This window comes from Mesorhizobium sp. P2_D1 (assembly GCF_056404455.1).
The window spans coordinates 458,324-483,521 of sequence record NZ_JBFUDZ010000001.1 but is presented as its reverse complement, the minus strand read 5'-3'; the positions used below and the strand labels follow the sequence as shown (position 1 = coordinate 483,521).

Genomic DNA, 25,198 nt, shown 5'->3' with positions numbered 1-25,198 from the left:
TCAGCCTGTGTCTATCGGCGCACGCTAGCGCCGGCCGCTTCACAAAGCGTAAAGCGAGACGATTTTGCGCCACTTTTGGGCGCCATGCATCAATCGCGCGCCGGAAATACCCACAGCGACGACAGAATGTAGCTCACCGTGCTTGCGGCAATCGTCATCAGCGCCGACATGGCAAGCGCCGACATGCCGAAACGGGTGACCGCCAGATGCGACACCAGGCCCGAAAACAAGGCGCATCCGACCTGCAGCGCGAGATAGCGCGGCATGGCGCTGGCATGATCGTGCTGGCCGCCGAATGTCCAGCCACGCTGTGCGCTATAGGCGACAACGAAGGTGATCGCATACGCGACGACGCTGCCAATGAAGGGCGAAAAGCCCAGCGATACCAGGAGCCACGACAGGACGAACAGCAGCAATGCGGCGCCGACGCCGACCGTCAGGAACCGGAACAGGCGCGTCCGCACAAAGACCGGCAATGCCTCGCTCATGCGTCGCGCGCCGGCTGTTGGTTAGCCGGCGATTCACTGGCCGGCAACTCATTGGCCGGCAGTTCACTCGATTGACCGGCCCGGCCGGACTTCAGCCGCTTGACCGGTATTTCCAAGACTCCGAGCAGGAAGGCCGAGAAGAAGACCTGCAATGAAATGACGATCAGGCTCAGGCCCAGCACGACGATGCGCGGGATCTCGGAATCGTCCAGCGGGCCGAAGCCGCGATGCGCCCAGCGCGCCACGGCATAGCCGAAGAACAAGACGCCGCCGGCAAAGCAGATGCCGGCATTGGCGGCGAGCCGATCGGTGCTGATGGTCCTGGTCAGCCAGTCGGAACGGCGGCTTGGCGGCAGGATGCCGGTTATCTCGGCATAGTATCGCGAAATGGCGCCGAAGGTGATGAGCTGCACGCCGGTGACGACCATGAAGCAGGCGGCGACGAATGTGTTGAGGTCGAGTGACAGATTGTCGATCACGCGCAGCGGCCCGAACACCAGCAGCGCCGCGAACAACAGGCCAAGGCCGCCGAGCACCGTGCCCGGGATGAAGAACATCCAGCGCGGGTTGTAGACCAGCAGGAACTTCAGGTGTCGCCAGCCATCGCGCCAGGTCCTGAGATGCGGCGGCCGGCTGCGGCCGTCGGGCTTGAGCGTGGTCGGCACTTCCTCGATGCGCAGGCCGGCAAGGGCGCCGCGAACCACCATCTCGCTGGCGAATTCCATGCCGGTGGTCTGCAGGTCGAGCTTCCTGATGCTGTCGGCGCTGAAGCCGCGCAGGCCGCAGTGGAAATCGCCGGTCTTGATGTGGAAGAACAGGCGGCCGACAAAGCTGAGCACCGGGTTGCCGAGGTAGCGGTGCAGCGGCGGCATGGCGCCGGCCTCGATGCCGCCCTGGAAGCGATTGCCCATGACCAGGTCGGCGCCGTCGCGCAGCCGCGCGACGAAGGCCTCCAGCGCGCCGAAATCATAACTGTCGTCGGCATCGCCCATGATGACGAAGCGGCCCTTGGCGGCGGCAATGCCGCCCAGAAGGGCCGCGCCGTAGCCTTTCTGGGCCACCGGGACGACACGGGCGCCTCCCTGCGCGGCAATCGCCTGCGATCCGTCAGTGCTGCCATTGTCCGCGATAAGCACCTCGCCGGAGATGTCCGCTTTTTCGAGAAATGCCTTCGCCTTGCCGATGCAGACGGCGAGCGTCTCGGCCTCGTTGAGGCACGGCATGAGAATGGTGAGTTCGAGCTGTTTGGTTGCGGTGGCGCGGATGGCGGTGACGGCGTTCATTGGTCGTTGTTCCATCGAGTGCCCGGCGCTGCGTCAATTCGGCCGGGCGCATTCGGGCTTACCGTTGCACGGCAAGGCTTAAGAAAGCGATGACGCGCAGCCTCGCCTTGTCTCCAATCGGAAGGCACGACGGCTTGCGGTTGTCTGATGCCAATCTTCAAAATGTCGCGATTGGCAGACGGTCAGTGAGCCTGTACAGGCAAGACAGTCGCCCATCCGAGCCGCCGGAGACTTGCCATGAAGCTGAAAATCGCCGTCCAGATGGACCACATCTCCACCGTGTCGATCGCCGGCGACACGTCCTTCGCGCTATCGCTGGAGGCGCAGCGGCGCGGCCATCAGCTGTTCCACTACACGCCCGACCGGCTATCGCTGCGCGAGGGCAAGGTGTTTGCCCGCATCGAGGAGATGCAGGTGCGCGACGAGAAGGGCAACCATTATTCGCTGGGCGAGAAGGTGCGCACCGATCTGGAGGAAATGGATGTCGTCCTGCTGCGCCAGGATCCGCCTTTCGACATGAACTACATCACCACCACGCATATCCTCGAACGCATCCACCCAAAGACGCTGGTGGTCAACGACCCGGCGTGGGTGCGTAACAGCCCGGAAAAGATCTTCGTCACCGAGTTTCCCGACCTGATGCCGGACACGCTGATCACCAAGGATCCGCTCGAAGTCGCCGCCTTCCGCAAGGAGTTCGGCGACATCATCATCAAGCCGCTCTACGGCAATGGCGGCGCCGGCATCTTCCACATGCTGGAGGCCGACCGCAACCTTGCCTCGCTGCTCGAAATGTTCGGCCAGATGTTCCGCGAGCCCTATATCGTGCAGCGCTATTTGAAGGATGTGCGCAAGGGCGACAAGCGCATCATCCTGATCGACGGCGAGCCGGTCGGCGCCATCAACCGGGTACCGGCCGAGCACGATTCCCGCTCCAACATGCATGTCGGCGGCCGTGCCGAAAAGACCGAGCTGACGACGCGCGAGCGCGAAATCTGCGCCCGCATCGGGCCGGCGCTGAAATCGCGCGGCTTCATCCTCGTCGGCATCGACGTCATCGGCGACTACATGACCGAGATCAACGTAACGTCGCCAACCGGCGTGCGCGAAGTCAGGCGCTTTGGCGGCGCCGACATCGCCAGCCTGTTCTGGGACGCGGTCGAGGACAAGCGGAAGTAAGCCGTTTTCATTTTGTCTTAACCATGTTCCGCTTTTTCAACCGGGCACAACCCGGCCGCGACCGGCGGGGCCGAGTGTTCTTGTAATGTTCTTGATTTGACCGGGAAACTGTGATTGTCTCCTCACGGGGCCGTTCGTGGCCTCGTACGGGCTGGGGCTAGCCCATATCGGGGTTTGCACGAATGGTGGCGCGGGTTCGCACGGTCGCTTTCCAGGGCATCGAGGCCGTGCCGGTCGACGTGCAGGTGATGATCGCGCCTGGCAAGGTCAACATGCATATCGTCGGCCTGGCCGACAAGGCGGTGGCCGAAAGCCGCGAGCGGGTGCAGGCGGCCCTGCATGCCTCGGGCCTGTCGATGCCGTCGAAGAAGGTCACCGTCAATCTGGCCCCGGCGGACCTGCCCAAGGAGGGCAGCCATTACTTTGGCACAGGCCGCTGATTTGCGGGCTTTTTGAAGCCGCGCGGATTCCCACTCACCAGATGCTCACCATGAAAAAGCCCGCCACCAGGGAAGAGGCAGCGGGCGCTAGTTCGGGAGGAGTGCCGGGTGTCCCCTATGCCCGCGAAACAACGGTACGCCTCGCCTAGCTGGATAATAAGCTCGCGCCGGTTGAAGCCCTGCATATTCAAGCTGCGTGACTTTTTTGCCACAAGATTGGTGCCAGCGGTTAATGCTTATCGCCGTTTGGATTTGGTGCCGGAGCCTCTCGCACATCGCGCGGTGGCGGATCGATATGCTTAGGCTCTGGTGACGCTTCCTTGTCTAGACGACGGACAGGTGTCTGCTTCGGGTCGGGCTGCTTCGGTGGCCGATCTTTGATTTTGTTTTGCATATCCACTTCCTCCCATCCCTGAAACCGGATCGCCGCTCTCTTTGTTCCCAAAGCGCCCTTAAAAAGCCCGACACCGTGAGGCAGCGACATCACGAGTTCGCGATCCTCCGGATGAGTGGTGGTCCCAAAAGCTAGTTCGCCGGGTGCTCCCAAGATCCGAGCGCCCTACCGAAACGCTTTGGGAGAACAGCCATGAAACATCCCTTCATTCCGACAATGCTGGGCTTGCTCGTAGCCTCCGCCGGCACGGCTTTAGCTGGCAATGTCCACACCGTAACCGGGTCGCCAGGCCAGCCCAGCCAAGCGATTGGAACCACTGCAACAGGAAGTGCTACCCCTGGCCACGCCGCTGTCGCTCCGGGCTCAGCCTTCAACCCCGACTGTAATGCGGGGACACACTACGCGGGCGAGCAACCGCAGAACTCAAACAATCCGAAGAGTGTATCTCAATACGACGTGGCCGGATTCCAGCAGTCCCATAACCATTGAGAGTGACGGCCCGGTCGGGCAAACACAGGCCCGCTGCCGTGGGCGGCGGGCCTCAAGTGTCCGAAGGGCATTTGTTCAGATCGTCTTGCTAGCCAACCGAGCAATGTCATCCATGATGCAATTGAAGTCCTGGCCGTCAAATTCCCACGTGCGATGCACTCGCTCCTTCGCCGCGAGATCGGCCAGCGTCTTTGCAGGGTAGACGAGGGTACGCGCTTGATTGGCCGCGATACAGCGCAGGATTTTACACAAAGGCTCAGAACGAGGCCCAGGCAGCCAAGCGCGGTATGTGGGACGGATCGTTCGAAAGGCCGTGGGAATGGCGCAAGCAGATGACGGTCCAATAAGCTACTTGCGCAATCAGCTCTTGGCCGCCTTGCGATGGCGAACCTTTTGCAGTTCACTGCACGCTGCGGGAACAAATTCTATGCGCAAGCGATATCTCTTCGCAGCTTTGGCTATTGCCGGCTGGCTGAGGCGCGATGCTTGCGGAATGGGACAGCGAGAGGGGCAGATAATGACGATGAGGCGTCGCGGCAGGCGAAAGAGGCTGGGCGGCATCACCTATAATTACGACAAGAACGGGAGCTTATCGTCCACCACGACAAAGCAGGGCAAACGTCAGACGACCACACACAGCAACAAGACTGGAAAGACGACAATAACCACGAAGCTGTTAGATGGCTGGGTGGATGTGCAGACGTCGGGAGAAAAGCGGAAGCCTGGGAGGCCCCGAAAAAAGGCTGAGAGCACCGGGATCTTTGCAGCGGTCATTGGCCTAGTGCTGGTCTGGATAGCACATCGGTTTCTGTAACGCGCGATACGGAGGCGCTTCGATCATGACCCGAGCATCCATCGCCGAAGAGCTTGAGAGTGCCGCCGACCGCATTGCGGATATACCGCGTGCGGATCTGCAGATCATCCTTCGCCGCGCTGCGTTGATGCTCCGGAACGTCGCAGGCGTGCCACTGGAACCGGCGACAGAAGATGCGCTCAATTCCATAGCCGCCGAAATGGGTATCGGTAAGTCGGATCTCATTCAGATCGTGCTGCGGGAGTGGCTGGAAACGAACGCTTATCTGCCGGTCCGGATGATCGATGAAGAAAGCGAGACAGACGGGAGCGCTTGAGCAAAGGCTTCCGCGATTACACCCAACTTGCGCGCCGGCCATGCTTTCGCCACCCGGCCGAAGTCTAATTGGCGTCGTCCGACCCATCGCGGCTCCCGAGCGGGTGGAAGAAGGAATCTACCATGGCTTCGACCACAGCGTTGATCTGGTATCTGGTAATCGCCGGTCCGCAGGGAGGATTGGTCGTGCTGCCAAGCACCTTCGACACGCGTGAACAATGCTCTACCGCCATCACCGAATATCAGAAACAGCCAGCGCCGGCCGGTTGGTCGCTGCAGTGCGTCCCGAGCGCCTCACCCTTTGCCGACAATGGGTCGGCAGAGTAAGGAGCATCGCAGCGATTGCGCCTCGACACTTGCCGGCATGACGCAGCGTCAAGACTCAGCTAATCTAACGCTGCGGCGGACCTTTTCCGCTTGGCCGGCGCCTTTCAGGCAACCTCCCCCTCTGGCGCCGGCCTTCTTCTTCCTAAGCTTGCCTTCGCGCACAGGTTGCGCGATGCTGCCCTTGGGGAAATAAAGAGATGGGGCAATCCAATGGCAGCAGAGATCAACAGCGAGAAGCAAGCAATTGCCATCGACAAGTGGGAGGTGGCCATGAGTGAAGCAGTCGGAGGCGTCGTTCTACTACTGTTCCCGACCGAAGGCGATGTTGTCCCGGTCATCCTCAGACCCGCTCAGGCAACTAAATTGGGCCGCGATCTACAATCGCCCAAGTTCATACCGAAGCCGACGGTCCAATGATCTGGCGCTAAAGGCAGCGCGATATGATCGGGATGGCCGCTTGCCTCCTGATGGCCGGCATGGGCGCCTACTTGCTGTTGCGCTAGGGTTGTCCGCCGAGCGGCGCCGGGGTGAGGTTGAAAAGGGGAACGAGTCATGGCGGAGCGTAGCGGGAAGACTGCATATCCGAAGATCGGCGTGTGGTTCGACGGTGAAAAGGAGATCCATCTGAGCATCGAGGGCCAGGGTCTTTCGACGGTGAACGCAGATGCCGCCAGCGCCAGAGGCAACCCGCACCTGTTCGACAAGCTGGCGAAGGCTCTTCGCGACAGTGGCAAGCCTCACCCGACAATCATAAAATAGCTGACTGTCGCCGACCGCCCTTACGGGGGGGGCGAAGCTTTGCGCTGCATCCTTTGGAGAGGATGCAGTTTTTGGGAGGGGGTAGATTGTGAATAAGTCGATCGCGGCGATGTTTATGATCGTTGGACTTTGCACCTGGGCTTCACCGGGCTTTAACGGGATCTTTTTTGCTCCCTCTGATGTAAGCGTCGGGGACGGCCGATTATTGCTTCTATCCTGATCTCCGCCGCAGCAATCCTATGGTTCATGAACCCGCAGAAGGGCTAGCGCCTCTTCGGCCTCGGCGTGATCTCCTCAATCCGCACCTTTGGGCTTCCGCGATCAAACCATAGGCTAACGCGATCCCGCTGTTCACAATACAAACTACAAGCGGTTGATTCCTTTGGGGTGTAGCCGCTCCATCAGAGGTCCGTCGCGTGGGGGCACGCGGCGGACTGCTCGTGGCCGGCGGGGTTTCGCCGCGATTTCAAATCCAGCGATCTCCCGAGCGCGCCTGTGATCTGCGCAACTTGCGCGGGCACGTTCATCGCATCCACGAAACAGCTAGCAGACAGCAATTGGCGTCTTGGCGGTAATCAAATAATTCACTCTCTTGCACTGTGCGTTCGCTCATTTCACCCTGTTCCGAGACCAACCCCAGCAGCTTTCCACTTTCCTTGGCGCTGAATTGCTTGGCCAACAGTTTCTTGTAGTACACCAGCATATCTGCGGGGACTGCGAAGCCACGCCGAAAGTCTGCCGCGGCTTTCTGGGTGCGGGTGATGCCCAACTGGCTGGCAGTAGCCTTAACAGAAGCCACGCTACAGTTAAGCCGTGTGGCTATAACTTTCGGGCTTTCGTTGTTTGCATAGCCTTCCTTGATTGCTATCCGCCGTTCTGTCATTCCAACGCGCTGTCGAACGCTTCTATCCATCTGAATTCTCCGAACTTTTCCGAGAAACAACATCCGTAAACGTAGGCTGTTCCACGCAACGTCATCGGTAAGACCATTGCGTTTTTCGATCAGACTTAAGTCCCACATGCCCCACATGGCGCGCGCTATCTTGTCATTGTCGATCGAACGTCGGTTTCCAGGCCGGCATGGGCGCCTTACCTTGCAGCATTCACCACGTAGGTTGTGGAGGGCTTGTCGGTCATGGTCGGCTGCCTGGTGATGAAACACCACCATCGCGACGAATGGGCTGAGGAGGCTCCGGTTTTTCTTCTATGCCCTTCGTCGGGCGTAGATAGAAAAGGCCATATGCCAACAGCAGATATCCAACCTGCAATATGATCAAGGCGAGGAAGGTCCAGGCCATCGCCCTCCAGAACGAACCCGTTGCCAGGTAAGTCCAGATCGCCACTACGGCCGACGTGGTGAACATCCCCACCAGGAACTGCGGAAAAAACACTGGCCTACCCCACTGGCCGTTCCCCAACGGCTCCCTCATGGAAATCTCATTTAGCAAGGCCCGCCGCCTCATTTGCGAAGCGACGGGTACCCCAACCCCATGTCTGTCAATGCAATTGCGGTGCCAGACCTGTTGACCCGTTATGGGGCACCTTGCCGATATCCTTAGGCGCGGGAGGGTCTGATTCAGTGCTACAGAGCCCGCCAGCGCGCGTTTCTCGTCGCCCGCTCTCCTACACCGCCGACGCGCCCCGCGCGTCCTGGCGCTTGCCTGTGGCTTAAGCCATGCCCCGTTGTTGCAAGCGCGCCCTTGCGGGAGCGAAGCTTTGGCGTGATGCTGCGGACCATGATCGGGAGTTCCGTTATGTTGGCCACGAAAAGTCCGTCGATCGCCTTTCTTGCCGGGATAGCAGTTTGTTGTGCCACGAGTGTCGCCGAGGCTCGGCCCGACACGCGCACGATGAGCTGCGAGCAGCTTCAGCAGTTGATCCAGAGCCGGCACGCCGTGGTGCTGACCACCGGCCCCAACACATATGACCGCTATGTGCGCCAGTTCGGCAATGAGTGCGACTGGCCCGACGTGCCGATGTCCGCCGCCGTTCCAACCCGCGACGGCCAATGCCGCGTCTATCACTGTGAGGAACCGAGCTACGATCTACTGGTGCGATAACGCCAAGGTGGGGATTCACAGAATCGCGGCTGGCGGCCTTGCTATCGGCCTGGGCATCGCCATAGGGCATGCATTGGCAGGCTAAAGCTGTCAGTGCCTCTTCACCCTTCGGCGTGATCTCCTCGACCCGCACCTTGTCGCCGATCTCCCTTGCCCAGGCCAGCGCCTTGGCCTTGTCCTTGGTGGTCAGCAGGGTGCGCCAATGCGGCTTCTCGAACACGCTCACGACGAAGGTCGTTACCGGCTTTTCAGGCATCTCTTTCCCCCGCTGAAAGCCCGCGCCGCTTGCGGGGGCGCGGGCCGATCAGGAAGGACACCCGATCTTCGGCAAGCGATGGAGGGCACCGCCTGCCGCAAGCGAGAATATTTAGAAGTCACTAATGTCCCGTCAACCTAGTGGGCCGAACGTGATCAAACCGCAGGTTTCATGGAATGAAGCCCACTGCCTAGCGGTGGCGGGCCTCTTCAAGACACGAGAACGCGAGGTACCCACACTCATGGCACTTGTACAAATTCTGGTCTCGTCTGCCGTGGTCAACCATGGGCTCCTGCCTTCCTCGCCATACCCAGCAGCGCGGACATTGAGGCGTATCGTCTATAAGGGGCTGATACGTATCTAAGCGGGCACCCGCGGCGACCTTGTCGTCCAGATCGGATTCCAGTTTTGCCTTGGCTTCATCGTGCAGTTCCAGTCTGCGCCTTAGGTCTCCGGCCTTCTTCTTCTCGTCGAAAGCCAACCGCTCGGCGTCGCGCGTGAGGGTTTCCCAGAAGCGGAACATTGCTGATGGAGTGCAAATGGCGCACACGGAATGCAAGATGGCCCTATGAGGTACATCCGAATGAGGTACAGCGAGCCTCACGGTGGCAGGTTTTCAATTTAATTCGCACACGGCCATTTGAATTGCGGCGCGGACCCATACTGATTACCTGCCCGGCATGGACAAGATGAAGCTCACGATCTGGATCGTGCTGGCGGTACTAATCGTGGTCGGCATATATCTGTTTTTACAAGCGGACGCGCCCGATTGGTCATCGCGCCTTTGATCGCCGCTACCCAGCCGTAGGAGGCCGCACCGGTCCGGTGGTGTTCCACGGGATGAACTCGACTTCCTTCCCCGTCATTTGTGCAGGAAGTTGACGCCGCGTGTGCTCATCTCGCCATCATAAGTCCGTAACCTTTAAGAACCCGCCGCTCCATTCACGGCAGCGGCGGGCCGTCCCTTAGGGATCATGGGGACTTGCCGGGGATGTTGGTTGCCCCTGCCAACCAAACAACTATTAGAATGCTCTAATGTTCCATTGCGCCTTCGCGGAACGCACTCGTAATTTGTTAGTCAGGAACCACAGTGCTGGCTACTTCCGCACAATCCATTCGAGCATCTCGGAGTCGATTTCCTCCAAGCCGGTAAAGGCGCGGATCAAAGCCGTGGCATGATTGCGCCATTGATCGGCTGGGATGTTCTCTTCGAGAACGAACTTTTTGAACGCCTCGCGAATGACGTCGCAATCAAAGGCAGAAACGGCTTCAGATTCTCGCTGACAAGCTTGGGCCACAAGAGCCTCCCGCGTTAGTTGGGCGGGAGCACCTGAGTTGACTTCCAAGCGCCCGTTTGCCGAGCAAGGTGCGGGCGACTTCGGGAGTGTACGCTTCCGACAGTGGGCTAGCGAGTCATTTATCTACGGAACTAGAAGCCCCTTGCTACGTTGCGCCTTAGCATGACCGAAGTACCGCTAAGCGCTGTAACCGTTGCAGTTCAGCGCTTGGTCAAAGAGACAGGCATCACCGAAGCACAAGCACGCGAGCTTATCGCCTTCGTTGGGCCCCACAATTGGCCATCGCTCATGCGGGAAGCGCGCATTCTAGTCGAAGGGGCAGGCGGTTGAAGGCCAGCCAGGCGATCATGCAGTCAGCGATGGCAGGTCGGCCGGCAGCTTGGCCTGATACAGCGTGAACGCAGCGACATCGGAAAAGCAGCTTGCGATTGCGCGGGCAATGATGCGCGCCGGTCGGCATTTTAGAGCGCCGGCGGGGCGTTGCGCATCAACAAACGTGCGATGAGGAACCGATGACGACGACGGAAACTTCAAAAATCCTCCTCACCGCTCCTATAGAGCTTGCCGGCGACTGGGGCCGCATGCTGGATGGCGCAGCAGATCAGGTCGTCGAGCGCATGCGGCATGCATGCCTTGACGGCGTCCGCCTGCTCTCCGACCGCCAGCCGACGCGCCTGCGTGTCGACGAGCACACTTCCGGCACGCCGGCGGTCTGGCTGCATCCCGACGGCAGCAGCATGGCCTGGATCATTGTCGACATCGGGGAGCGCGATTGGTCGAAGCTAACCTACCAGTTCGGACACGAGCTCGGCCACGTGTTTGCTAATAGCTGGCAGCCGGATGCCAAGCCGGCAACGCCCTGCCAGTGGCTCGAGGAAGCGATGGTTGAAGCATTCTCGCTGCGCGGCCTCGGGCGTCTGGCGGAGGACTGGAAGGAGAACCCGCCGTTCACCGGCGACAACGCTTTCGGCGATGCCATTGCCGCGTACCGCGAGAACATCATCCGAGGCTATTCCGCGCTCGCCGGCAGCCAGGGGCTGACGCGCGACGCCGCGGCGTGGTTCGCCGACCATCGCGGCGAGATTGAGATGCCCGCCCTCAATCCGTTCGCCCGGGCGATGTCTGTGACCATCCTTGCCGCATACGACCGCGCGCCGCAGTGCGTCGAGGCGCTCGGCGCACTCAACCGCTGGCCCGGCCGCACGGGTGTGCCGATCGGCGAGTATCTCGGGCGATGGGAGGCGAGTTGCGCCGAATTGGGCGCTTCGCCCAGCTTGCCGATCCACCTGCGTGACCTGCTGCACGTTCCGCAGTGAGGCAAGTAAAGGAATTCCGGCGTTGAATGTGGACCTGAAGCGCCGACCGCAGCGGCCTGCTGCGCCTTGGAGGCGCGCTTTGCTGGACGGGAAGCCGACTACCGGTTCTGGCGCCTTCAAGGAGCTGGACGCGGCAAAAACGGAAGCCCGCCACTGAGGAAGAAATCGATGCTCGCTAAGAGAACCGCGATTGCTCTGCTCTCCTGCCTGGCCATTTCGGGCTGTGGTATGGCCAAAGCTGCGAGGGAAACCGGTCAGACGTTCGACAAGTATGGATGCCTTGCTCGTGCCTTCAAAGGCCAGCCCCCCTGCGAACCTGACAATGCCGCAGCGCCCTGACGGGGGAGGCAGAGCACGGGCCAACGAGGTGTGCCCGGTAATGTTTGCAGCACGATCAAGCTCGGACGCGAAGCACTGGCAATGGCGACATCAACGGAACTGCTTATTTTTAGTCAATCTGCATATATTTAGCACCTTGGTTGGCTTCATGCAGGCGTCACAATGGCGATGAAGATTAGTAACGCCGAAGGGGTTCGATCCTCCCCTTTCGGGGTTCCCAATCGATCCTCCCAAGGCCCGGCTTCAAATTCAAATCGCTCGGACCACCCGGCGAGTCGGCACCGTATTACCGGGAGCCCGGCAAGGGAGCCGAGGACACCTTATGTCACACTAGTGCCACCTCAGACGCCGAAGAAGTAACGACCTTATCGCCTCTTCGGCTTTGGCGTGATCTCCTCGATCCTCACCTTGTCGCCGATCTCCTTCGCCATGGCAAAGGCCCTTTTCTCGAACACGGTTGTCGGCTATCTCTTCCCGCGCCTCGGCAAAGAGCGGCCCGATCAGAAGCCGCCAACTCATATATCGCGCCAAGCCTGTGGACAGTAACCGGCTGTTCCTTGACGGCCAACACCTCGCGCGCTTGGTCTGTTTTCCTCTTTGTGGCTTGGCCATGGAACCAGACTGAGCCGGCTTTCGTTGCTGTAGGGCGAGTCTACCGAGAGAGGGATAAACCGTCCATGAAAACATCCACATATGCAGTCATCGCGCTGCTCGCCAGTGCGCTTTTGGTATCGGCCTGCGCAAACACAATCCGTGGCGCCGGCAAGGATGCTGCCAACACCGTCAACGCTACCCAGAACGCCGGCAAGAGAGTTGCCACCGCCGCGAACTGAGCCTCGCGGTGGTCTGCCCAAGTGAATGGCCGCCATGATTGGGCGGCCCTTTCTTTTTCAGGCCGAAGCGCGTTGTGCTCGCGCTTCACTAATTGCCCTTGGATTTCCCCTTTTAGGCGCCGGGACTGCTGTCCGGCGTATAGATCAGGCCGACTTTCCTGCCGCCACACCTGCCGCATTTCAGTTTTCGAACGAGGTCATCTGCCATTGCCGGCGCATCCGGTCCGAACCGATCGCGGAGCTTCACTAGGTCGAGCGACTGGCTATGGTTGCAAGGCGCGTAATGGCAAAACGCCGTCACCGTCATCTTCGCGTCGATCAGTGATTGAAACGTCCAGCCCTTTGCCATCCGGCTGATATAGCCTTCAATCTTCCTCTCGAAAATCCTGGAGCAATGCGTGCGTGCTTAGCGTTCGGTTCCCACGCGTGCTAGTCGACCTCGATAATCTTCCGACCTGGCTTCTTGGCTGCCGGTTGACGACGTTTGACCGGAGCCGTCTTTTCGATAGATGCTTCCACAGAAAGGCGCTGCTCGCGCAGTCGCGCCGTCTTGGCATCTCTCGCTAGACGCTCAGCCTCGATCGTCAGTTTCGATTCGCGATCAGCGCGGTCAATCCGTTCCTTGTCGACGCGTCGTTGGGTCAAGAAAGCCTCCCTTGGCTAACTGACCGATGGAATGCGGCTCATGCTAAAATGTTCCGTGCTTTAGAGCGCCGTGATGAACGGTTGTGTTAGCCAAACCGTTTCACGCCTTTTTCCCTTATTAGCGCTCGCGAATGGATGTATGATCGACTTGACGACATCGGTCGCCGTTAGGGGACCATTCGGTGCATGCGGTCGGCACACGACACATGGCGGGACTGGCAGGCGTGGTAAGGTAAAGGCCGGTGCTTAGGGGGGCCTGGTATTCCGGGGACCGCGCAGGCCACCTGCCCGGCATCCCAACAATGTCCGGCGCAGGCCCGGCCCCGCAATCCTGCGTCACCATGAAGGCCGGTCGGGCCTCCCCGCTACCAAAATTGGCCAACGAAGGTAGAGCACTGCGCATTGAGTGCCTATTAGCCCGCTGCCTCGGGGAGAAGCATCGGGCAAATGCAAGGCCGGAAGGGCCTGGGTGCAAGTTTCGGGCAGCGCCCGACACAAACGGCGCGGCTGGAGGTTGGTTCCGCGATCACACCGTAGCCGTCTGCATCTCGATTATTTCAGCTTGTGCTTGTAGTACCTTTTCCGCCTGGGCCGGCGTCCTCCATCCCAACGCCTTGCTTGCCAGAGCGAGGAAGCATGAGCAGCTTGGGCGTATGGGTCGTACTCGCTACGGCGACCATCGCGATCATTTACCTGTTGTCGTATGTCTCGATCAGGATGTAGGCAGCAGCGGCCATCATCCTAAAGGTTGTATTCCGACAACTCTAGCGAGAGCGCTATGCTCACTTCTCGGCGCCGCTTCCCTCAAAGCGCCGCCGGTAAAGACTCGGCGCCCTTTTGGTTTGTTCAGTGTCAAAAGAGGGGCGCCGGGTCGCACCGTTCTCGGTGGAAAGTCGGCTTCCAGTCACTATTACATGGCGAGCTTTGTTTGCCGGAAGCGACTTGGTCTGGCGGCAGCCAAGCTTTCCTCTCTTGCCCTCGGCACGAGAGGGACCATCCTTCTTCCGCCTGACCCGCATTCGCATATGTTGACGATGTAGGTTGTGGCAGGTTTGTAGATCATCCTGTTCCTCACTGAAGCCCGCGCCGCTTGCGGGCTAGCGCGGGCCGATCAGGAGGACACCCGATCTTCGGCAAGCGATGGAGGGCACCGCCTTCCGTAAGCGAGAATATTTAGAAGTCGCTAATGTTCCGTCAAGTCATCCAGATCACGCGCGTCACACCACGCCGTGCGCCCGGCACGGCCCCGTTGAAACGCACAAAAGGCCCCTTGGGGTGAAACATCAGGCGGAAACAATTCTCTACAATCCAGAAACAATTCAGAAACATCGCAGACAAATACGGAGCGCATCATGGCTCGCGGCCACACCACGGGCCGCCGAAAGTCGTTGAGGGCTCTTCGGACCTGATGACAAAAATTTCGACCAGCTTGATGAGTGCGGTGTTCGCCATGTCGCTCGTGGCAGCGGCGGTCGAACAGTCGGATGCAAAGCCCGCCCTTACCCGGAGCGAGCGTTGCACCAATCTCAGCCACCAGCTTGATGAAGCCCTCGAAACTCATGCCACGGCAACGAAGGTCACCGCGGCAAAGGCACTTCAGAGAAAGGGCAATCGGTACTGCGCCGCCAAGAAACAGGCACAGGGTATCCGGATGCTCGCCAACGCTCTGAAGCTGCTTAGTGTCACACCGAACGACCCGGTTCAGTAACACTCAAACTCGACCCGCATACAAAGGAAACGAAGCCATGAAAAAGTCTCTCCTCTCCGCAACCGGTCTCGCCGTCGCGCTCGCCTTCTCGATGCCGGCTCTCGGCAACGCCGCCGCCACCACGACCGCTGCTCCGGCTGCTTCGACCACCACCGCGCCGGCAGCTACTGCTCCGGCCACCGCAGCTCCGATGAAGGCAGCTCCGAAAAAGGCCTCTAAGAAGACCGCGTCCTGCAAGCCGACCAAGACGCACAAGTGCCCGGTCAAGAAGGCACCTAAGAAGGCTGTGAAGAAAGACGCCCCCAAGACCTGATCTTAGCGCGCATAATTCAAACCAGTAACAGACACGTAAAGGAACACGTTATGAAAAAGCCCCTGATGTACGCCCTCGCAGCGGCACTCTCCCTCTCATTGCCACTGGCCGTGGGCGTGGCAAACGCCGCCAACCCGCATCGCCTTCACGACAAGCAGCCGGCAAACTACCATCATCACCATCATTACCACCATATCCATCATTACCACCATCATTACCACCACATCCACCACATCCACCACGTCCACCACGTCCACCACGTCCATCACAGTGCATAACGTACTCAGTTTGCGCGAGCTTTTTCGGCTGCGGACAAGCCGGTCTTTATTGGGCCGGCTTGTCCGCTTTAGGCTCGGCAGTACATTGGAGGGTGATGGTGGCTTACACAGTGATTTGGTACACGAAGACAGGCATCTTGGGACAGACGCCGTTCAACGACTATAAGACCGCCAAGGGCCATGCGACCTCCCGGCGAGACGCCGGAACGATGGCGTGGTCTCAGTAGAAGTCCGCAAAGACGACGGAACGGTCGTGTTCAGCCAAGGCTGGTGACAAGTAATGCCACAGGACCCGCGCCATTCACGTCATGCGCATTGATCATTAGCTGCGGCCAGACGGTCGACATGCCCGATCTGCGTCAAGTCATTTGGCAGGAACGGCCGAAGCACAAACCGTTCATCGTGCTAGTTGATTAGACGCGGCGTCTGGAGAATAGCCGTTTCCGTTCCATTAGCAGCTAGGACGCGGACTCATTTAAGGCGCAGCCATAGCCTGATTAGAGTTGAACGAAGGCAAGGTAGTTGGCGGCAAGCCTATCGTAGCGCGTTGCCACCCAACGACATTGCTTGATCTTGTTGAAGAACCGCTCTACGCGGTTGCGTGCGCGGTAGAGATATGGGCTGAAGCAGATCGGAGCGCTGCGATCTTAGCCGCTATTGAACGCGCCCTCGAAACGGCTGGCGTAGAGTTCATCCCCGAGAATGGCGGCGGCGCCGGGGTGAGGCTGCGGAAGGCGCGACCGCAGGATGGTTAGCTGCGCGAAGGCGAAGCGGCATCATCGACGGCAACGAGATGCAGGGCTCGCGGAGGAACCTCAACGCCCGCACGACGCGTGCGCAAAAAAGTTTCGGCTTCGTGGGCATAACAGGCCTTACGCCAGCGTTAGCGTAGGATGAGGGTTCGCGCTCAGGAGGAAATCCATCATGCGCACCATGCTCGTTCTTGCTCTTCTTGCCTTTGCCATGCCAGCCTACGCCGCGAATCATGCGGTCCAGATCAAGGGCATGAAATTCAATCCGTCGAAAATCTCGATCGCCGTTGGCGATACCATCACCTTCACCAATGCCGACTCGATGACGCATACCGCCACCGCGCTCGACGGCTCCTTCGACACTGGCCATCTCGCCACTGGCAAGAGTGCCAAGGTCAAGATATCAGCTGCCGGCGCACACGCATTCCATTGTGCGATCCACAGCTCGATGAAGGGCACGGTCGCGACGAAATAGCGGCATCTCGAGCCCGAGCATCCGAGCCGTCGCAAGGCGCATGGTGGCGCGCGGTTTGATCTGGCGCAAGGACCGTGGGTGACCTTCATGAACGAATAGTGACGGGGACGTAGAGCGCCTCCGCTGCCGTCCCGATGGAGAGATCGTCATGAAAAGTATATTGAGAAGGGCAGCGCTCGGGCTCGCTGCTGCCACAATACTGATGGCCGGCCATGCCGGCGCCGTCCAGGCTGCTTCGCTTGTCCAGATATCGCTGTGGGACAAGGGCGCGAGCACTGAGATGGCAATGGGGCTCGCCTATGCAACACAAGGACTCGATATCGCCAAAGCGACCATGGGCATCAAGGCTTCGCCGGGTGCTGTGAAGGCCGGGGAGGTCACATTCAAAGTGATCAATGACTCCAAGGACACGGTCCACGAAATGATCGTGATGTACCTTGCCGAACCTGGCAAGCCGCTTCCCTATCTTGAGAACGAGAACCGGGTCGACGAAGACAAGGCTGGCGACAAGGGCGAAGTTTCGGAACTCGATCCCGGCAAATCAGGCACATTGACCGTCGATCTGAAGGCTGGAAAATACCTGCTTATCTGCAACGTGCCTGGTCACTATGGAGCCGGCATGTGGGCCGAATTCACCGTCGATCCATAAGGAAGGCCGTTGTTTCTGCAGAATCTCTTAGTGCTTCGCCTTCGGCGTACGCCAATGCGGCTTTTCGAAAACGCTCACGACGTAGGTTGTTACGGGCTTGTCGGTCATCCGCTCGTCAATCCGCCACGCCAGCTTCGTGATGCACGATGGCGTCAACGATTGTCTTATAGACGCTGCCGCTGTCTTCCTCGATCTCTGTGCTTGAGATGCCTATCGACTTGGCGTCGGCGAACAGCTTTTGCGTGAGCTCGGCAACTGAAATGATGTCTGCGCCCGCCGCTTCTGTAACGTTTGCGCAATATCCATTTGTACAAAAGTCGTTGCCACGCGTGCTCATCCAAGAGCAGCCATTTTCAAACTGATCCACAGCAGCGCGCGTGACCCAGCTATGTTGACACGAACATTTGCGCAAGGTGGCGGGCGGCCAGAGCGCTTGCTAGGCTCTTGGGTTTGCCAGAGCCGCGCGGGGCGACGAGGGATTAGTCATTGCTATCCGCGTTTACCGTTTTCTATTGGTCTCGCGGCTAATAAGAAATTCGGAACAAAGCAGCACAGGCTGCGTTTTTTTTGAGAGAGACGACATCAATCCGTTCAACTCCAGACTGCGTTGTAAGGGGGCAAGAGAGTGCTCTTTAGACGCCGAAATCCTGATGGTCGCTTCGAGCGCTTACGCATTTATATGTGGCCGCGCCGCTCGTTCTCGCGCTCGCTTCAATATTTTTCAAAGCGCATCCTCCGGCTGAACGCCACTCCGCACGCCGTCGCGGCTGGGGTCGCGGCGGGCGTTTTCGCGTCATTCTTTCCGGTAGGATCCCATTTCGCCATTGCCGCCATTGTGTGCTGGCTGATCTCAGGAAACATGGTGGCGGGAGGGTTAGGAACATTTGTCTTTGGCAATCCGCTGACCTTCCCACTTGTTGTGGGAGCGACTTGGGAGACCGGCAAGATCATGTTGCACGGCCACATGCAAAGTCAAGAACGGCCAGCCCATCTGAGTGAGATGTTGCAGACCCTTTCAATTTCGCAACTGTGGGCACCGGTCTTAAAGCCCATGCTGTGCGGTGCGGTGCCACTCGGGCTGATTTTTGGCCTGTTGTTCTATGGCATCACCCGCTATGGCATGACAGCCTTCCGCGAACAGAGGCGTAAGCGACTGGCCGAAAAGGGGAGCCGGCCCGTTCAGCAAGAAGACAACGCGTTATCGCCCCCTCTGCCTGCTCTACATCGCCGTTCTGGTGCGATCCTGCCCTGATGTTCGACGATCTTAGCGTCCACCAGTTCCTGGCGATGCGCGCCTTGAACGCCGAAAGGGCTCAGCTCTCGTCGAGACCCAGAGCTTGGTAGCTGACCACATCAGTCGAGGCTGATCCGCGTTCCCTTGGCGCCGTTGAGCAGCCGCTTGAGATGGAAGCTGGCGAGCTGGTCGTCCGGACATTTGCCGATCTGCGCGGCGAAAGCCGTAACCGCGTTTGCATCGCCCGCCTCCAATCTGCCGAAGGCTTCGAGATAGCTCGCCGTCGAAGGATCATCATACTGTTTTGACGACAAAGGCTCGAACGCGCGCAGCGCCTCGGCCCTGCCGCGCAGTATCAGATCGCCGACCGGCCGTCCGCGGAAGCCGTCGACCCTTGCAGCCGCGCTCCCGCTGACGCAGATACGCGTGCCCAGCTGCTTGTTGGCGCTTTCCAGCCGCGCCGCGATATTGATAGTGTCGCCATAGGCCGTGTAGTCGAAGAAGCGGCCTCCGCCGAAATTTCCGACCAGCGCCGGACCTGCATGGACGCCGATGCGGGTCGTACCGACCGCGACGCCCTTGTCGCGCCAGCTATCGCGGAACGATTGCGACAGCGCGTCGAGCTCGAGCGCGCAGGCAACCGCGCGCGCCGCATGGTCCTGCTGCTCGCCAGGAGCGCCGAAGAGCACATGTAGTGCATCGCCGACGATCTTGGCGACGGTACCTTCATGCGCGAACACGACGTCGGTCATGCCGGCCAAATAGTCGTTGAGGAGCGCGCCTAGCGTGGCGGGGTCGATCGTTTCCACCAGCGTGGTGAAGCTGGTAATGTCGGTGAACAGCGAGGCGACCTCGCGCCACTGCCCGGCTAGCGCCAACCCGTCGGCGTCGCCGGCCAGCCGCTCGGCAAGATTGGGCGAGAAGTAGCGCGACAGCGATGCATGCGCGCGCTCCGCGACCGCTTGCCGCCGATGCGCCTCGTGCAGCACCTCGCGATGCTTCAAGGTCTTGGCAATCGTGGTCTCCAAGTCGGCAAAGTCGATCGGCTTGGTGATGAAGTCGAAGGCGCCGCGGTTCATCGCAGTGCGGATGTTGGCCATGTCACCGTAAGCGGAGACGATGACCGTCGAAAGCTGCTGCCCCTCGGCCTGCTGCAGCTTCTCCAGCAGCGACAGGCCGTCCATACGGGGCATGTTGATGTCGCACAGCACCATGTCGATGTCGCTGTTGCCGTCGATGACGGACAGGGCGTCCACACCATCGCTGGCAAACAGGAAAATGACCGCGCCGTCGCGGATCTGACGCCGGAACTTCTGGACGATCAAGACCTCAAGGTCCGGCTCGTCGTCGACCACAAGGATGCGCGCCGTCACGCCACCATTCCCAGCCGTGTTTCGATCTGTTGCCTGAGCGCCGCAAAGTCGATCGGCTTGGTCAGCAGCGCTTCGGCGCCGTTCTCCAAGACCTTGCGCTTGGTTTCGGCGTCGCCATAGGCGGTGATCATGATGACCGGGACGTCCGGCCGCTGCACCTTGATCTTCGGCAGCAGCTCGAGCCCGCTCATGCCGGGCATGTTGATGTCGGACAGCACCAGGATCAGTGTCACCCCTTCGGCGTGGTCTATCTGCTCCAACGCATCCACCGCCGATTGCGCGAACTCCATGGTGAAGCGGCTGGCTCGGATGTCGCGGCGGAACTGCTGGCGAAACAGCGGCTCGACGTCGGGCTCGTCGTCGACGACCAGGATGAGGAGGTTCATTCTTCACCTCCCGATTTTGCGAGCGAGGCCGCAGCGCGCGGCAGCACAATCCGAAACTCGGTGAACTCGCCTGGCTGGCTGATGACGTCGATCGTGCCAGCATGCTGTTTGACGATGATGTCGTGGCTGAGCGACAGGCCGAGCCCGGTACCCTCGCCGGCTGGCTTGGTCGTGAAGAATGGATTGAACATCTTCTCCTTCACCTCCGGCGGAATGCCGGTGCCGTTGTCGCGGATCCTGATTTCGACACGGTCGCCGAGACTCATGGTGGTGGCGGAGAGCGTCGGCTCATAGCCCGCGCCATTCGCCGCGGCGCTGCGCTTGGCTGTTGCATAAAAGCCGTTGGAGATGAGGTTGAGAAGCACCCGCGTGATCTCCTGCGGGTAGAGATCGACATCCCCCGCCTGCGGGTCGAAATTCCGCGTCAGCGTGACGTTGAATCCCGGCTTTTCGGCGCGCGCCCCGTGATAGGCAAGGTTCAGGCTCTCCTCCACGATGGCATTGATGTCAATCGCACGATGCTCTCCTGAACCTGCGCGCGAATGCAGCAGCATGTTCCTGACAATGGAATCGGCCCGCTTGCCGTGCTGGACCACCTTGTCGAGATTGCTCTTGAGAATGGCTGTCAGCTCGCCTACCTCTTCGCGCACGGATGCCTCCAAAGGCGCTCCGGCCAGCACACTGTTCAAATCATCGATGAGTTCGCCGGAGAGCGTTGAGAAGTTGTTGACGAAGTTGAGCGGGTTCTTGATCTCGTGGGCGATACCGGCGGTCAACTGGCCGAGTGAGGCGAGCTTCTCCGTTTGCACGAGGCGGTCCTGCGCGGTCCTCAGATCTTCGAGCGAGCGTGACAATTCGCGGGTACGCGCCTGCACCTCGTCGAACAGCCGGACGTTCTCGATCGCTATGCCGGACTGGTCGGCAAACGTCTCGACGAGCTCGATCTGCCTCGGCGTGAAGTCCCGCACCTGTGACCGCGTCAGCGCGAACACGCCGACCGGCGCGCCTTCGCGCAAGATCGGAACGCATAGAATGGTACGGTAGCCGCCGAGCTTCTGAAGCTGCGTTGCCCCGTAGTCCGGGTCGGCGAGGACGTCCGAAACGTGGACGGCGCGGGCTTCGAGGGCCACCCGTCCGGTGACGCTGTCGCGACTGGCGGCGAAGGGATTGGCTTTGGCGAAAGTCGCGGCTTCAGGCAAATTGCCGTACTCGGCCGACCACCGGTAAAGATCGCCTTCACGCTTGAAGATGACGCTCGTGTCCGCGTCGCACAGCTTGGCCGCTGATTCTGCCAGCGTGTCGAGAACCGGCTGCAGGTCGAATGTGGAACGGCTGATCGCCTTCAGAACATCCGCCGTTGCCGTCTGCAGCTGCAGCGATTCGCTCAATTCCGCCGTGCGGGCCTGTACCTCGTCGAACAGACGGACATTTTCGATGGCGATCACTGCCTGGTCGGCAAAGGTTTCTACGAGTTCGATCTGCCTTTCGGTGAAGGGCCGCACCGTCGAGCGGGTGAGTGAGAAAACGCCGATTGGAACCCCCTCGCGCAGCAGCGGCACGGCCAGCACTGTGCGGTATCCGCCGAGCCGCTGTCCTTCCCACAGCGTGTAGTCGGCGTCAGCCAGCACGTCCGGAATCTGGACGGCATTGCCTTCGAGCAGGACTCGGCCGACCCCGGTGCCTCGCCCCGGGACGTGCACAAAGCCGCTGAAATATTCCTCGAGCTCGGCCGGATAGCCGTAACTTGCAGCCTCGACGAATTTGCCGTCCGTCTCACGCACGATCGAGGCGTTGTCCGCCTCGCACAGCCGGGTCACCGATTCGGCTAGAGCGTCGAGCACTGCCCGTAGGTCGAACGTCGAGCGGCTGATCGCCTTCAGCACATCCGCAGTCGCCGTTTGCTGCTGCAGTGACTCGCTCAGTTCCGCCGTGCGTGCCTGTACCTCTTCAAACAGGCGCACATTCTCGATGGCGATCACCGCCTGATCGGCAAAGGTCTGGACAAGTTCGATCTGGCTCTCGGTGAAGGGCCCGGGTTCGGGCCGCGTCATTGCGAAGACGCCAATTACCGATCCTTCGCGCATGAGCGGTACACAGAGCACAGCCGAATAACCTCCGAGTCGCGGAGCTTCGGGAAGGCCATGTTCGGTGTCCTTGGTAACATCCGGAATATGGACGACTGCCTTGTCGAGTGCTGTTCGGCCGACCCAGGATTGTCGGCTCATCGGACTCGGATTCGCCTCTTCATACGCGCGATACTCCGGGGTTTGGTCGTAGCCTGCCGCAAGTCGGAAGACATCGCCGTCCCGCATAAAGATGCCAGACGTTTTCGCACCGCAGAGCCTCACAGCAGAATCGATAAGTGTCTGCAGGACGCTCTGCAGGTCGAATGCGGAGCGGCTTATGACCTTGAGCACATCCGCGGTCGCGGTCTGCTGCTGTAATGCTTCGCCAAGCTCGGCGGTGCGAGCCTGCACCTCCTCGAAGAGCCTCACATTGCCGATTGCGATGACAGCCTGGTTGGCGAAAGTTTTGAGAAGGCCAATTTGGCTGTCGCTAAAGGGCCGCGCCTCGATGCGCCGGATCATAAGCGCTCCGATTGCTTTTCCTTCCTGCAACAGCGGAGTGGCGAGAATCGCGCGAAAACCAAGGCGTTGAGCCATCATTCGGCCAGTTGCAAACTCCTCTCCAGCGATCGTCAAGTCGTGAACGTGGACCGGAACCCGATCCAATACGGCGCGGCCGGTAACGATGTCGCGCGCGACCGGCAAGCCAGCACTGTCAATCGGAATCGGTCCGTGATGCGCTCCCACAGCCAGCCTGTCGGAGCGCAGCAGATAGATCGTTGCGTCATAGGCGTCGCAGAGCCGAGCGGCACTTTCAGCGACGGCGTCCAGCACAGGCTGAATATCCGTAGGAGACCCGGCGATCACTTGCAATATTGCGCCGGTGGCCATCTGCTGTTCCAGCGACTCGGCTAGGTCGCGGTTGCGGGACTCCACCTCTTCGAACAGCCGCACGTTCTCGATCGCGATGACCGCCTGATCCGAAAATGTCTGCACCAGTTCGATTTCGCGCGTACTGAACGGCGAGACCGACGAACGGGCGAGGACGAAGACGCCGGTCACGGCGCCGTCACGCATCAGCGGAACGCCCAGCAGGGTGCGGAAGCCGCCGAGCCGCTGGCCTTCGATGTTGGTATACTCCGGATCGTCGAGAACGTCGGTAATCTGCTCTACGGACCCGCTCTGGGCAACACGGGCGGCGATGCTGCCCCGGCCCGGCGTGACCGGGAGGTTATTCATGTGGTCCTGGAATTCTTGGCTCCATCCGATCTGTACCGTCGGCTGCAACACGTCGCCCTGGCGAAGATAGATGTAGCCCATCCCGGAATGACAGAGGTCGGACGCGGACTTCACAAGCGTATGCAGCACGGAATCGAGATCGAACACCGAACTGCTGATCGTCTTCAACACTTCGGCCGTCGCCGTCTGCTGATCCAGCGACTCGGCCAGTTCACGATTGTGCCCCTCGACTTTCTCGATCAGCCGGGCATTCTCGATCGCGATCACGGCCTGGTCGGCGAAGCTCTCGACCAGTTCGACTTGACGCGGTGAAAATAGCCCGATCGTCCGCCGCGCCAAGCCGAATACGCCGATGGTCTCCTGACCCCGCTTCATCGGAACAGAAAGTACTCCGCGGAAACTGCCCATGATTGCCGCTTCCGGCCTTTCGTATTCCGGGTCTTCAAGCGCGTCCGCCACGTGGATCGTCAATCCCTCCAGCGCGGCGCGGCCCTGGAACGTCCCTCGTCCCACGACATGTGGGTTGGCTCGTTCGTATGCATGCAGCTCAGCAGCCTGCCCGCCGCCTGCCATGAACCGCAACGTATCGCCAACGCGCAACGTGATTGCGCCCATGTCCGCCCCGGCCAGGCGTATTGCCGAGTCGACCAGCGTCTGCAGTACAGGTTGGAGATCGAAGGCCGACCGGCTGATTGCCTTGAGCACCTCGGCGGTCGCGGTCTGCTGCTCCAGCGCCTCGCCGAGATCGCGCGTGCGCGCCTGCACCTCGTCGAACAGGCGCACGTTCTCGATGGCGATGACCGCCTGGTCGGCGAAAATCTTGAGCAGCTTGATCTGCTTCTCGCTGAAAGGCTTGACCTCGATGCGCCTGATGACGAGCGCGCCGATCGCCTCGGTGTCACGCATGAGAGGTGTTGCGAGCATCGTGCGGTGGCCAAGCCTTTCGGCAAGTGTTTGGCTGACAGGAAACTCCGCACCTGCAACTGCTATGTCGTTGACATGCACAGTCTTGCAGTCGGCGAAGGCGCGACCGCAGACCCAATCGCGTGCGACCGGCATCGGTTCGAAGTCGAAGGCGATGGGTCCGTAGTGCGCTTTGGGGAATAGTGTTCCGTCTCGCGCTAGGAAAATGCCGGCGTCGTAGGTGTCGCAAAAGCGCGCAGCACTCTCCGCCACGACCTGCAGGACGGGTTGGATGTCGGTCGGCGATGCGGCGATCGCCCTGAGGATCGCACTCGTCGCATTCTGCTGTTCAAGGAGATTGGCGACCTCCGCGGTGCGTACCTGATTTTCTTCGCGCGCCGCTGTCAACTCGGATCGAAGCGAGCTGATCGTCATCTCAGAGTCGGAGTCGGGCCCTCCCATTGAGGCGCTCCTTTTTTCTCTGCTGAGTGTCGGCTTTGGCCAGCCCAGCGTCAAGTTTGGTGACCTGCAACGTCCGTTTGTGACGCAGCTCGGCCGCTTTGGTGATGCACCTGAGCGTCGGCTTT

25 protein-coding genes and 2 pseudogenes are annotated in these 25,198 nt (G+C 60.2%); 14 read left to right on the top strand and 13 right to left on the bottom strand.

The window, feature by feature from the left end; genetic code table 11:
• Positions 1–89: 89 nt before the first annotated feature.
• Together AC1D0I_RS02430 and AC1D0I_RS02425 are read right to left on the bottom strand one after the other, a co-directional pair.
• Positions 90–488, bottom strand: coding sequence for a GtrA family protein (locus tag AC1D0I_RS02430; protein ID WP_095083708.1), 399 nt, complete (start codon positions 486–488; stop codon positions 90–92).
• Positions 485–1,771 (bottom strand): glycosyltransferase family 2 protein, encoded by a 1,287-nt coding sequence (locus tag AC1D0I_RS02425; RefSeq protein WP_477392788.1) that lies wholly within the window; start codon positions 1,769–1,771, stop codon positions 485–487. Before AC1D0I_RS02425 ends, AC1D0I_RS02430 begins: the two co-directional genes overlap by 4 nt.
• 237 nt (positions 1,772–2,008) lie before the next feature.
• Here AC1D0I_RS02425 and gshB point away from each other — a divergent pair, with 237 nt between their 5' ends.
• From gshB to AC1D0I_RS02395, 6 genes and pseudogenes are all read left to right on the top strand, one after another.
• Positions 2,009–2,950 (top strand): glutathione synthase, encoded by a 942-nt coding sequence (gshB, locus tag AC1D0I_RS02420; RefSeq protein WP_457150892.1) that lies wholly within the window; start codon positions 2,009–2,011, stop codon positions 2,948–2,950.
• A gap of 182 nt (positions 2,951–3,132) precedes the next feature.
• Positions 3,133–3,372 (top strand): annotated as a pseudogene (locus AC1D0I_RS02415) (magnesium chelatase domain-containing protein); the annotation flags it as partial.
• Between the two features lie 1,740 nt (positions 3,373–5,112).
• Complete coding sequence (locus AC1D0I_RS02410) at positions 5,113–5,403, top strand: hypothetical protein (protein WP_477224909.1); 291 nt, start codon at positions 5,113–5,115, stop codon at positions 5,401–5,403.
• A gap of 122 nt (positions 5,404–5,525) precedes the next feature.
• Entirely contained in the window at positions 5,526–5,729 is a 204-nt protein-coding gene (locus AC1D0I_RS02405; RefSeq protein WP_477224908.1) for a hypothetical protein, read from the top strand.
• 210 nt (positions 5,730–5,939) lie between these two features.
• Positions 5,940–6,146, top strand: a complete 207-nt coding sequence (locus AC1D0I_RS02400) for a hypothetical protein (protein ID WP_477224907.1) — start codon at positions 5,940–5,942, stop codon at positions 6,144–6,146.
• Between the two features lie 135 nt (positions 6,147–6,281).
• Complete coding sequence (locus tag AC1D0I_RS02395) at positions 6,282–6,488, top strand: hypothetical protein (protein WP_477302895.1); 207 nt, start codon at positions 6,282–6,284, stop codon at positions 6,486–6,488.
• 523 nt (positions 6,489–7,011) lie between these two features.
• Here the strand turns inward: AC1D0I_RS02395 and AC1D0I_RS02390 are convergent.
• On the bottom strand, positions 7,012–7,518 hold the full coding sequence (locus AC1D0I_RS02390) for a hypothetical protein (RefSeq protein ID WP_477224905.1): 507 nt from the start codon (positions 7,516–7,518) through the stop codon (positions 7,012–7,014).
• A gap of 103 nt (positions 7,519–7,621) precedes the next feature.
• A complete protein-coding gene (locus tag AC1D0I_RS02385) occupies positions 7,622–7,879 on the bottom strand; it encodes a hypothetical protein (protein WP_477224904.1) in 258 nt (85 codons plus the stop codon).
• A gap of 363 nt (positions 7,880–8,242) precedes the next feature.
• Between AC1D0I_RS02385 and AC1D0I_RS02380 the strand changes: the two genes are divergently transcribed.
• Positions 8,243–8,548: a hypothetical protein gene (locus AC1D0I_RS02380; RefSeq protein ID WP_477392786.1), complete on the top strand. Its 306-nt coding sequence runs from the start codon at positions 8,243–8,245 to the stop codon at positions 8,546–8,548.
• Between the two features lie 1,353 nt (positions 8,549–9,901).
• Here the strand turns inward: AC1D0I_RS02380 and AC1D0I_RS02375 are convergent.
• On the bottom strand, positions 9,902–10,102 hold the full coding sequence (locus AC1D0I_RS02375) for a hypothetical protein (RefSeq protein WP_477224902.1): 201 nt from the start codon (positions 10,100–10,102) through the stop codon (positions 9,902–9,904).
• 512 nt (positions 10,103–10,614) lie between these two features.
• Here AC1D0I_RS02375 and AC1D0I_RS02370 point away from each other — a divergent pair.
• Entirely contained in the window at positions 10,615–11,418 is an 804-nt protein-coding gene (locus AC1D0I_RS02370; RefSeq protein ID WP_477302903.1) for a hypothetical protein, read from the top strand.
• Between the two features lie 1,016 nt (positions 11,419–12,434).
• Positions 12,435–12,590: an entericidin domain-containing protein gene (locus tag AC1D0I_RS02365; protein WP_457154839.1), complete on the top strand. Its 156-nt coding sequence runs from the start codon at positions 12,435–12,437 to the stop codon at positions 12,588–12,590.
• 112 nt (positions 12,591–12,702) lie between these two features.
• Here AC1D0I_RS02365 and AC1D0I_RS02360 read toward each other — a convergent pair whose 3' ends face one another.
• Entirely contained in the window at positions 12,703–12,939 is a 237-nt protein-coding gene (locus tag AC1D0I_RS02360; RefSeq protein ID WP_457151013.1) for a hypothetical protein, read from the bottom strand.
• Positions 12,940–13,019: 80 nt separating this feature from the next.
• Positions 13,020–13,235 carry a hypothetical protein gene (locus AC1D0I_RS02355; RefSeq protein ID WP_477224900.1) on the bottom strand — a complete coding sequence of 72 codons (216 nt, stop codon included), beginning with the start codon at positions 13,233–13,235 and terminating at the stop codon, positions 13,020–13,022.
• Between the two features lie 1,408 nt (positions 13,236–14,643).
• Here AC1D0I_RS02355 and AC1D0I_RS02350 point away from each other — a divergent pair.
• Both AC1D0I_RS02350 and AC1D0I_RS02345 read left to right on the top strand, forming a co-directional pair.
• The gene (locus AC1D0I_RS02350; RefSeq protein ID WP_477305692.1) at positions 14,644–14,943 is read left to right on the top strand and encodes a hypothetical protein; all 300 of its coding nucleotides are present in this window, start codon (positions 14,644–14,646) and stop codon (positions 14,941–14,943) included.
• Between the two features lie 37 nt (positions 14,944–14,980).
• Entirely contained in the window at positions 14,981–15,256 is a 276-nt protein-coding gene (locus AC1D0I_RS02345) for a hypothetical protein (protein ID WP_184873629.1), read from the top strand.
• A gap of 95 nt (positions 15,257–15,351) precedes the next feature.
• On the opposite strand, the gene AC1D0I_RS02340 is transcribed toward AC1D0I_RS02345, so the two are convergent.
• A complete protein-coding gene (locus AC1D0I_RS02340; protein ID WP_477305690.1) occupies positions 15,352–15,522 on the bottom strand; it encodes a hypothetical protein in 171 nt (56 codons plus the stop codon).
• 509 nt (positions 15,523–16,031) lie between these two features.
• Positions 16,032–16,148: pseudogene (locus AC1D0I_RS02335) on the bottom strand (transposase); the annotation flags it as partial.
• A gap of 310 nt (positions 16,149–16,458) precedes the next feature.
• On the opposite strand from AC1D0I_RS02335, the gene AC1D0I_RS02330 reads away from it, so the two are divergent.
• Together AC1D0I_RS02330 and AC1D0I_RS02325 are read left to right on the top strand one after the other, a co-directional pair.
• On the top strand, positions 16,459–16,761 hold the full coding sequence (locus tag AC1D0I_RS02330) for a cupredoxin domain-containing protein (protein WP_184873627.1): 303 nt from the start codon (positions 16,459–16,461) through the stop codon (positions 16,759–16,761).
• 148 nt (positions 16,762–16,909) lie between these two features.
• The gene (locus tag AC1D0I_RS02325) at positions 16,910–17,410 is read left to right on the top strand and encodes a cupredoxin domain-containing protein (RefSeq protein WP_184873626.1); all 501 of its coding nucleotides are present in this window, start codon (positions 16,910–16,912) and stop codon (positions 17,408–17,410) included.
• 115 nt (positions 17,411–17,525) lie between these two features.
• Here the strand turns inward: AC1D0I_RS02325 and AC1D0I_RS02320 are convergent, their stop codons facing one another.
• Positions 17,526–17,747 carry a DUF768 domain-containing protein gene (locus AC1D0I_RS02320; protein ID WP_184873625.1) on the bottom strand — a complete coding sequence of 74 codons (222 nt, stop codon included), beginning with the start codon at positions 17,745–17,747 and terminating at the stop codon, positions 17,526–17,528.
• Between the two features lie 288 nt (positions 17,748–18,035).
• Between AC1D0I_RS02320 and AC1D0I_RS02315 the strand changes: the two genes are divergently transcribed.
• The gene (locus AC1D0I_RS02315) at positions 18,036–18,662 is read left to right on the top strand and encodes a DUF2062 domain-containing protein (RefSeq protein ID WP_477305687.1); all 627 of its coding nucleotides are present in this window, start codon (positions 18,036–18,038) and stop codon (positions 18,660–18,662) included.
• Between the two features lie 101 nt (positions 18,663–18,763).
• Here the strand turns inward: AC1D0I_RS02315 and AC1D0I_RS02310 are convergent, their stop codons facing one another.
• Genes AC1D0I_RS02310 through AC1D0I_RS02300 form a run of 3 tightly spaced genes read right to left on the bottom strand, consistent with a single transcriptional unit; the run spans position 18,764 to position 25,046 of the window.
• Positions 18,764–20,017 carry a response regulator gene (locus AC1D0I_RS02310; protein WP_184873623.1) on the bottom strand — a complete coding sequence of 418 codons (1,254 nt, stop codon included), beginning with the start codon at positions 20,015–20,017 and terminating at the stop codon, positions 18,764–18,766.
• The gene (locus tag AC1D0I_RS02305) at positions 20,014–20,403 is read right to left on the bottom strand and encodes a response regulator (RefSeq protein WP_184873622.1); all 390 of its coding nucleotides are present in this window, start codon (positions 20,401–20,403) and stop codon (positions 20,014–20,016) included. Before AC1D0I_RS02305 ends, AC1D0I_RS02310 begins: the two co-directional genes overlap by 4 nt.
• A complete protein-coding gene (locus AC1D0I_RS02300; protein WP_477392785.1) occupies positions 20,400–25,046 on the bottom strand; it encodes a GAF domain-containing protein in 4,647 nt (1,548 codons plus the stop codon). The genes AC1D0I_RS02305 and AC1D0I_RS02300 overlap by 4 nt, the downstream gene beginning before the upstream one ends.
• Between the last annotated feature and the right edge of the window lie 152 nt (positions 25,047–25,198).

Excerpts from the sequence above, each read along its gene's own strand:
- AC1D0I_RS02410 (WP_477224909.1), top strand. The coding sequence starts at position 5,113 with ATGACCCGAGCATCCATCGCCGAAGAGCTTGAGAGTGCCGCCGACCGC.
- AC1D0I_RS02330 (WP_184873627.1), top strand. The coding sequence starts at position 16,459 with ATGCGCACCATGCTCGTTCTTGCTCTTCTTGCCTTTGCCATGCCAGCC.
- gshB (WP_457150892.1), top strand. The coding sequence starts at position 2,009 with ATGAAGCTGAAAATCGCCGTCCAGATGGACCACATCTCCACCGTGTCG.
- AC1D0I_RS02370 (WP_477302903.1), top strand. The coding sequence starts at position 10,615 with ATGACGACGACGGAAACTTCAAAAATCCTCCTCACCGCTCCTATAGAG.
- AC1D0I_RS02345 (WP_184873629.1), top strand. The coding sequence starts at position 14,981 with ATGAAAAAGTCTCTCCTCTCCGCAACCGGTCTCGCCGTCGCGCTCGCC.
- AC1D0I_RS02425 (WP_477392788.1), bottom strand. The coding sequence starts at position 1,771 with ATGAACGCCGTCACCGCCATCCGCGCCACCGCAACCAAACAGCTCGAA.
- AC1D0I_RS02430 (WP_095083708.1), bottom strand. The coding sequence starts at position 488 with ATGAGCGAGGCATTGCCGGTCTTTGTGCGGACGCGCCTGTTCCGGTTC.
- AC1D0I_RS02300 (WP_477392785.1), bottom strand. The coding sequence starts at position 25,046 with ATGACGATCAGCTCGCTTCGATCCGAGTTGACAGCGGCGCGCGAAGAA.
- AC1D0I_RS02400 (WP_477224907.1), top strand. The coding sequence starts at position 5,940 with ATGGCAGCAGAGATCAACAGCGAGAAGCAAGCAATTGCCATCGACAAG.
- AC1D0I_RS02305 (WP_184873622.1), bottom strand. The coding sequence starts at position 20,403 with ATGAACCTCCTCATCCTGGTCGTCGACGACGAGCCCGACGTCGAGCCG.
- AC1D0I_RS02325 (WP_184873626.1), top strand. The coding sequence starts at position 16,910 with ATGAAAAGTATATTGAGAAGGGCAGCGCTCGGGCTCGCTGCTGCCACA.
- AC1D0I_RS02320 (WP_184873625.1), bottom strand. The coding sequence starts at position 17,747 with ATGAGCACGCGTGGCAACGACTTTTGTACAAATGGATATTGCGCAAAC.
- AC1D0I_RS02405 (WP_477224908.1), top strand. The coding sequence starts at position 5,526 with ATGGCTTCGACCACAGCGTTGATCTGGTATCTGGTAATCGCCGGTCCG.
- AC1D0I_RS02390 (WP_477224905.1), bottom strand. The coding sequence starts at position 7,518 with ATGTGGGGCATGTGGGACTTAAGTCTGATCGAAAAACGCAATGGTCTT.
- AC1D0I_RS02380 (WP_477392786.1), top strand. The coding sequence starts at position 8,243 with ATGTTGGCCACGAAAAGTCCGTCGATCGCCTTTCTTGCCGGGATAGCA.
- AC1D0I_RS02365 (WP_457154839.1), top strand. The coding sequence starts at position 12,435 with ATGAAAACATCCACATATGCAGTCATCGCGCTGCTCGCCAGTGCGCTT.
- AC1D0I_RS02395 (WP_477302895.1), top strand. The coding sequence starts at position 6,282 with ATGGCGGAGCGTAGCGGGAAGACTGCATATCCGAAGATCGGCGTGTGG.
- AC1D0I_RS02340 (WP_477305690.1), bottom strand. The coding sequence starts at position 15,522 with ATGGACGTGGTGGACGTGGTGGACGTGGTGGATGTGGTGGATGTGGTG.
- AC1D0I_RS02350 (WP_477305692.1), top strand. The coding sequence starts at position 14,644 with ATGACAAAAATTTCGACCAGCTTGATGAGTGCGGTGTTCGCCATGTCG.
- AC1D0I_RS02360 (WP_457151013.1), bottom strand. The coding sequence starts at position 12,939 with ATGGCAAAGGGCTGGACGTTTCAATCACTGATCGACGCGAAGATGACG.